This window comes from Bradyrhizobium sp. WSM4874 (assembly GCF_055811835.1).
Genome location: NZ_JBVVPR010000108.1, coordinates 1 through 5,608 on the forward strand (window position 1 = coordinate 1; position 5,608 = coordinate 5,608).

A 5,608-nucleotide genomic window follows, 5' to 3' on the forward strand; every position below is an offset into this window, starting at 1 on the left:
GCGGCTTCAACCTCCCAATCCCTGCAATCTCAAACCGCCTCGAATCCGAAAAAGAGACTCCTGCTCAATCGCTTAGAGCCTTGTTCACGGACGACTACCCACAGCAGACGCAAAAGCAGCAGCAGGAAGCTGCTTGATTTGAAGGATAAGGCAGGCCGGATCACGCCTTAACTTCGCCGATCCCTGGTCCCAGCTCCGGGGTCCACTTCACCACTCCCGCTCAATTCGACTCGTTAACGGACGATTATCTATCGCCCAGGCAAGGCAACGACCGCCTGCTGCTAAGGACAAGGCGCGAGCGAGTTGGTTGTGGCGGCGCCCGTCGGCTTCTTGAATTAATTAAAACTCTAACCTATATTCATTTGAGAGTGGAGGGATTAAGCGGAGTCGCCTCCTTCCTCTTCCTCCACCTCGGGGCTTGCGCGCAAGGCACGAACCAAATTCTCCCATTTGTCGAACGCCCAACATGTCTCACGGGCCGCCTTGTACGCCTTCTCGCGTACCTGCCGCGCTTGGTCGGCCTCTACCATAGCCTGCTCCAGACGTCTTTTGAGCAGCTGTTCGTATTGGTCTAGGGAGAGTATTGCCGCCGTCACCTCTTCAAAATCGTTGCGGGCGAGCGTTAAGCCGATCAGCGTGTCGTATAACGCGGATTCTCGACGAGACCGATGTTGTTGCCAACTTCGAAGGTCTGTCAGGGCTGCATTACTAGCCGCTGTAGCGCTGTCGAGCGTTGCCTGCCATACTCGGAGAGTATCTTCCGCCCGGCGATGCCGCAGATTTCTTAATTCGAGCAGTTGATGTTCTGGCCGTGGCTTCATGCCAGGCAATCGGCAAGCCCGGTAAGCATCGAATCGAACCGAATCTGTTCAGATGCTGACTGGCGAAGGAAGGATCGTATATTTTCCATCCTAGCGATAGCCGCGTCAGCAAGTAGATCGGCTCCTTCCTTGTACTCGCCGACGCGTAGTAACAGCTCGACCTCTTGATATTTAGCCATTAACTCTCGCAGCCCGCCCGCCAAGTTCTGATGCCGCGAGGAAACGATAGTGTTCATCACACGGCTCACGCTCGTCAGAATGTCGATAGCAGGATAGTGGTTCGACGTTGCCAAGGCACGTGAGAGCACGATATGACCATCCAAGATCGAACGGCTTTCATCAGCCACGGGTTCGACCATATCATCGCCCTCCACGAGCACGGTGTAAAAGGCTGTTATCGAGCCGCGGTCGTTGTTTCCGGCGCGTTCCGTGAGCTTCGGAAGAGTCGCGAACACGGAAGCGGGAAAACCACGCCGAGTAGCCGGCTCACCGGCCGCAAGACCGATCTCCCTCTGCGCCCGGGCAAAGCGCGTTAACGAATCCACAAGAAGCAGCACACGCCGTCCCTGATCGCGATACCATTCAGCGATTGTCGTCGCCACATACGCCGCTTTCACCCGCTCCATTGCGGAGCGGTCGGATGTTGCAACGACGACAACCGATTTCAGTCGCGCTTCTGGGTCGAGGCTGTGTTCGATGAACTCTTGTACCTCTCGACCACGCTCGCCAACTAGAGCTGTCACTGTCACATCTGCCGCTGCGCCCCGCAGCAACATCGAGAGAAGTGTACTCTTGCCGCCGCCCGCTGCGGCGAAAATTCCGATCCGCTGCCCCTCCCCGCAGGTCAACAGACCATCGATGGCTCGGACACCGACCGGAAGAACGCGATCAATGATACGCCGGGTCAGGGGGGCAGGCGCGTGGCTGTGGACCGGCACGCGGGCTTCAGCAAGCAGAGGCCCGCGGGCGGATGTGTCGAGAGGGCGGCCAAAACCGTCAATTACTCGGCCAAGCAGGTTCCAGCCGACTGGCACCATTAGAGGCTCTCCCAGCGGAATTACCTCCGTCAGCGTAGAAAGTCCTTGGATTTCGCCAAGCGGTGTTAAGATAGCTACGTTGCCCTGAAGACCGACGATTTCCGCCAACATGTTGAAGTTGTTCTCGGCATTTCGAAGCGTGCAGAGGTCGCCGATGCGAGCGCCAGGGGCCGTCGCACGAATGATTGTTCCGATGACTTGAAGGACCCGGCCGCGGAAATGCATAGTGGGTGTCTCTGCAACCACTCTGTTCGCAAGCTCGAAGAAGCGATCGACCTTGTCGTGCGCCCAATCTGTGGGTGGGACGTCCATCGGCGGCTTCGCTGGCTCGGAAATCACGTTCGCGGGGCTTCTAGGCTCTTGCGCAGACCGCTTTCGATTGAGCTTAGTTGGCTTTCGATTGTGGCCTCAACCAATCCAGCATCGGTCTCAAGGATACACCCAGCATCATTGACTCGCGGGTCAGCAATCACTTCGATGACGGCCCGCGATGTCGCCGCCGGGAGTATCGCGTCCAACCGTATGCGAACCGTCTCGACAGCCGACGGAGCCACCCGCAGGCGGACGAGGGAGCTATGGCCCACGAGTCTCAGAGTGCGCAGAGCGATCTGCACCGCCGCCTCATCCCGATCAATGGCATCGATAAGCCGACGTGCGATCTGCAGGCCCATGTCGACGATCCGCTCCTTGTTCTGCTCCATTATCCGCAGAGATTGCACAGCGATTGCTGTCAAGCGGTCTTGCACTATCGTTTCCGCTGCTTTCAGCCCAGCCTCTTTGGCTGCGCTCTCCATCATAATTGCGGAGTCCCGCGCTGCATCAAGGAGCGCATCCGCCTCGAGCCGAGCCCGAGTGAGCAGTTGCTCGGCGTCCACCATCGCGTGTGCGCTCGCCGCCGGCAAAATTCCTGCTGGGGTCAAAATGTGAACCGTTCCAGATGTCAGTTGAACCAATGCAACCATATTGGCATCGTTTTGCGGATCAGGCGCCGCATCGCCCGAAAGGCGTCCTCGCCAGCACTGTCGTCATGGCAGCCGTCCGCCGTCGTCTTCCACATCGGTGCAGGGCGGCGCAACCGTAATCGCGCCCGTAACACTTCTGGGATGTCGCCTATTGCAAGGGCAAAGATCGCCGCACCGTAATTGAGCAATACACTAGGCGGGTTAGGCATCTCGGAAGCGCCGATTGCCGACATCACTGCGAGGCTCGGTCGCGGCAGCAGTGCAGCATGCGGCGCGAATGCAAACGCCTCGTGTCCCAGAACGTTGCGCGCCGCTACAACATCGCATTTCCGAAGCAGGCCCATGAGGCTGGACGCACCCGTCCAGGCGCCTGTTAGGCACATAAGGCGCACGGCCTCCCGTGCGGGCAGAAATGCGAGCCGGGTTCGTGGTGCCTCGCTAGCCGCAATAATGGCAGACACTTCGTTATCCCGGCCACGAAGTAGCCAGCGTCCAAGTCTGACACGGATGAACGGGTCAGCCTGAGCGAGCTCCAGCGGTATCCATTCGGGCCATCCACTCGCCAGAGTAACATCGAGATCGGAGGCAGGATCGGCGATGCAGCGCATCATCGCTCCGGCCCAAGGTGTATCAAGCCATTCTTCCGAAATCTGTGCTGAGCTTGTAGCGATCATAGGCTGATTGTTGGCTCTGCTTGACGTCACCACGGCGCCATACCCGTTGTAGGGCCAGACCGCGCCCGCCATAGCAAAAACATGAGCACGGCATTGCCGAGCAGCGATACCACTATGCCGCCTACGAGCGCAATTAAGAGGCTGGGCGAATCCCCGCCCTCTGTCGCCAAAGCAGCCGCGTTTTGGCGCAGCAAGGAATTGTCCTGACTTGCCTCTACAAGGGTGACTGAGACGCGATCGTAGGACAGCCCCTCCAGGCTGTTTGCGACCAGCTCCTTGATTTTCGGCACGATCTGATCGATCGGAGCACCAGGTTTGTGACGGACAAGTACAGCAGCAGTTGATGGCGCGGGCCGTTGACGCTCGCCACTCGCGTTGTCCGGCAAGACTGCATGGACCCGGGCATTAAGAACACCATCGATACTGGACAGCGTCTGTGCAAGCTCCTGTCTCATCCCGTATATGTAGCGCACACGCTCCTCTGTCGGCGATGATAACATTCCTTCTTTCTTGAAGAGAGCCCCCATATCCGCGAAGCGATCTCGGGGCCATCCCGCACTCTCTAACACATCCGTAGCGCGTGGCACGTCTGGCGTTGGCACTACCAGCGAGACAGCGCCGCTCTTGTCTGTCACTCGCTCCGCGTTAATTCCTTGGCGCATCAGGAGCGCAAGCATTCCGTTCGCCTCGCGGGCTGAAAGAGTTCGATACAGCTCAGTTCTCGATCCGCAACCTAGTAGGGTGAATAGCACAACAAGTGCTGCCGCCCGCTTCAATATGAGGGCCATGCTCGTCCATGATCGTGTTCATTGGTTCTTCAGGAACGTGTCGAGGGTTTGGGTGGCCTTTCCAACTACTTTGGCAGCGATGTCGTACTGCAGGGTCATAGCTGATAACGCGAACTGCGCGTTGAGCCACTCAGCCGAGCGGATTTCCCCAAAGTTCATGCCTTCTGCGGCTGTGCGAACGGCTTCCATGGACTGGGCAAAGTCGGCGCTCAACTTGTCCATGCCACTGATGATCTCATCGTGCTTGGGAGGAACACCCGCTCGGGGCCGCTCCGTCGTTAGCCTGTCACCAGCGATGCTCACTCGTCCGGCTCCTTGCAAGAGCTCAGGTGAATTAAGTTCGGCACGAAACGCCTCAACCGATTCAGTCGACGCTATGGGTGCCGCCCGCCGCTCCGTCGCCAACATGGCCGGTGACGCGTTCAGGAGGATATTATTTACGCTGCTCATGAGATGTCATTCCTGCAAATATGCGCTGGTGCGATCTTGCCTACCGCTGTGAGGAGGCCGTTGAAGGCCGGATCGCTAATTGGAGCAGCCCTGAGGAGTGCATCGCGTTCGCTTAAGCGTCCAGCCAGCCCAAGAGCCAGGGCTTGAAACACTATCCCATATGCGTCATTGGCCTTAGTAAGAGGATCGAGACGTTTCACCGCAGCCTCGATGTCGCCTGACGCCAGATCGGCAACAGCGCATGCAATGGCGCACTCCCGACTGCCCTGCGCCAGTAAGCCAAGCCCCTTCGCAATCCGCCTCGCGCGCACGACGTCGTTCGTGACACAAGCCAAAAATGCAGCCTCGGCAAGGGGTCGCAAAAGGCCGGCGTGATTGTTGAGCGGCGAAGGAGTAGACAAAGGAGACATTTACTCTCGTTGTTCCTGACCGAGCGACTTGCGAATCGCATGTTATATCTCGCCACCTTCGAAGACGTCTCGCGGGAGCCGCAAGTGCTTCGCAGCGCTCATCTTATATCCCAGGTAAGCATTACGCCACCACTTGCGGTGCTACCGACCGCGCCGGCAAGCATGCGAGGCGACTTATGCGAGTGGCATGCCGGCTGTAGGCGAGCAACTCTCACGTCTATCTAGTTGAGAGAGCCGCTCGGCGCAAATACAGCACCGGCATGGTGTCATACCGGCTCCATATGGACGTACTGACCTGCCCCCAACGCGGCCAGAACAAGGAAATCGACGGCCAAGCTGGCATGCCGGGTGACGATGGGCAAGTTGCGGCGGCGCTTTGTGAAGCGATGAGAGCTGGCCCCGGTTGTTTGGACAGCGCCCCGCTGGATTTAAGTGGATTCCTGCCGGGTTATGCTGAACGCGGGGC

At 58.5% G+C, this 5,608-nt stretch carries 8 protein-coding genes; 1 reads left to right on the forward strand and 7 read right to left on the reverse strand.

What is annotated here, in order from left to right; translation table 11 throughout:
* Positions 1–377: 377 nt before the first annotated feature.
* Genes sctO through AC0L3P_RS39185 form a run of 7 tightly spaced genes read right to left on the reverse strand, consistent with a single transcriptional unit; the run spans position 378 to position 5,142 of the window.
* Positions 378–821, reverse strand: coding sequence for a type III secretion system stalk subunit SctO (gene sctO / locus AC0L3P_RS39155; RefSeq protein ID WP_473309338.1), 444 nt, complete (start codon positions 819–821; stop codon positions 378–380).
* Positions 818–2,170, reverse strand: a complete 1,353-nt coding sequence (sctN, locus tag AC0L3P_RS39160) for a type III secretion system ATPase SctN (protein WP_473309340.1) — start codon at positions 2,168–2,170, stop codon at positions 818–820. Before sctN ends, sctO begins: the two co-directional genes overlap by 4 nt.
* 23 nt (positions 2,171–2,193) lie before the next feature.
* On the reverse strand, positions 2,194–2,820 hold the full coding sequence (locus AC0L3P_RS39165; protein ID WP_473309341.1) for a FliH/SctL family protein: 627 nt from the start codon (positions 2,818–2,820) through the stop codon (positions 2,194–2,196).
* Entirely contained in the window at positions 2,799–3,494 is a 696-nt protein-coding gene (locus AC0L3P_RS39170) for a hypothetical protein (RefSeq protein WP_473309342.1), read from the reverse strand. Before AC0L3P_RS39170 ends, AC0L3P_RS39165 begins: the two co-directional genes overlap by 22 nt.
* A 26-nt stretch (positions 3,495–3,520) precedes the next feature.
* Complete coding sequence (sctJ, locus tag AC0L3P_RS39175) at positions 3,521–4,282, reverse strand: type III secretion system inner membrane ring lipoprotein SctJ (protein WP_473309343.1); 762 nt, start codon at positions 4,280–4,282, stop codon at positions 3,521–3,523.
* Between the two features lie 18 nt (positions 4,283–4,300).
* Positions 4,301–4,732: an EscI/YscI/HrpB family type III secretion system inner rod protein gene (locus AC0L3P_RS39180; protein WP_473309344.1), complete on the reverse strand. Its 432-nt coding sequence runs from the start codon at positions 4,730–4,732 to the stop codon at positions 4,301–4,303.
* Positions 4,729–5,142: a hypothetical protein gene (locus AC0L3P_RS39185; protein WP_473309345.1), complete on the reverse strand. Its 414-nt coding sequence runs from the start codon at positions 5,140–5,142 to the stop codon at positions 4,729–4,731. The genes AC0L3P_RS39180 and AC0L3P_RS39185 overlap by 4 nt, the downstream gene beginning before the upstream one ends.
* Positions 5,143–5,423: 281 nt before the next feature.
* Between AC0L3P_RS39185 and AC0L3P_RS39190 the strand changes: the two genes are divergently transcribed.
* Positions 5,424–5,608: hypothetical protein (locus tag AC0L3P_RS39190; protein ID WP_473309346.1), on the forward strand; the 185-nt coding region annotated here is incomplete at its 3' end.

Coding starts and splice junctions, on each gene's coding strand:
- AC0L3P_RS39170 (WP_473309342.1), bottom strand. CDS start 3,494: ATGATCGCTACAAGCTCAGCACAGATTTCGGAAGAATGGCTTGATACA.
- AC0L3P_RS39165 (WP_473309341.1), bottom strand. CDS start 2,820: ATGGTTGCATTGGTTCAACTGACATCTGGAACGGTTCACATTTTGACC.
- AC0L3P_RS39180 (WP_473309344.1), bottom strand. CDS start 4,732: ATGAGCAGCGTAAATAATATCCTCCTGAACGCGTCACCGGCCATGTTG.
- sctO (WP_473309338.1), bottom strand. CDS start 821: ATGAAGCCACGGCCAGAACATCAACTGCTCGAATTAAGAAATCTGCGG.
- sctJ (WP_473309343.1), bottom strand. CDS start 4,282: ATGGCCCTCATATTGAAGCGGGCGGCAGCACTTGTTGTGCTATTCACC.
- sctN (WP_473309340.1), bottom strand. CDS start 2,170: ATGGACGTCCCACCCACAGATTGGGCGCACGACAAGGTCGATCGCTTC.
- AC0L3P_RS39185 (WP_473309345.1), bottom strand. CDS start 5,142: ATGTCTCCTTTGTCTACTCCTTCGCCGCTCAACAATCACGCCGGCCTT.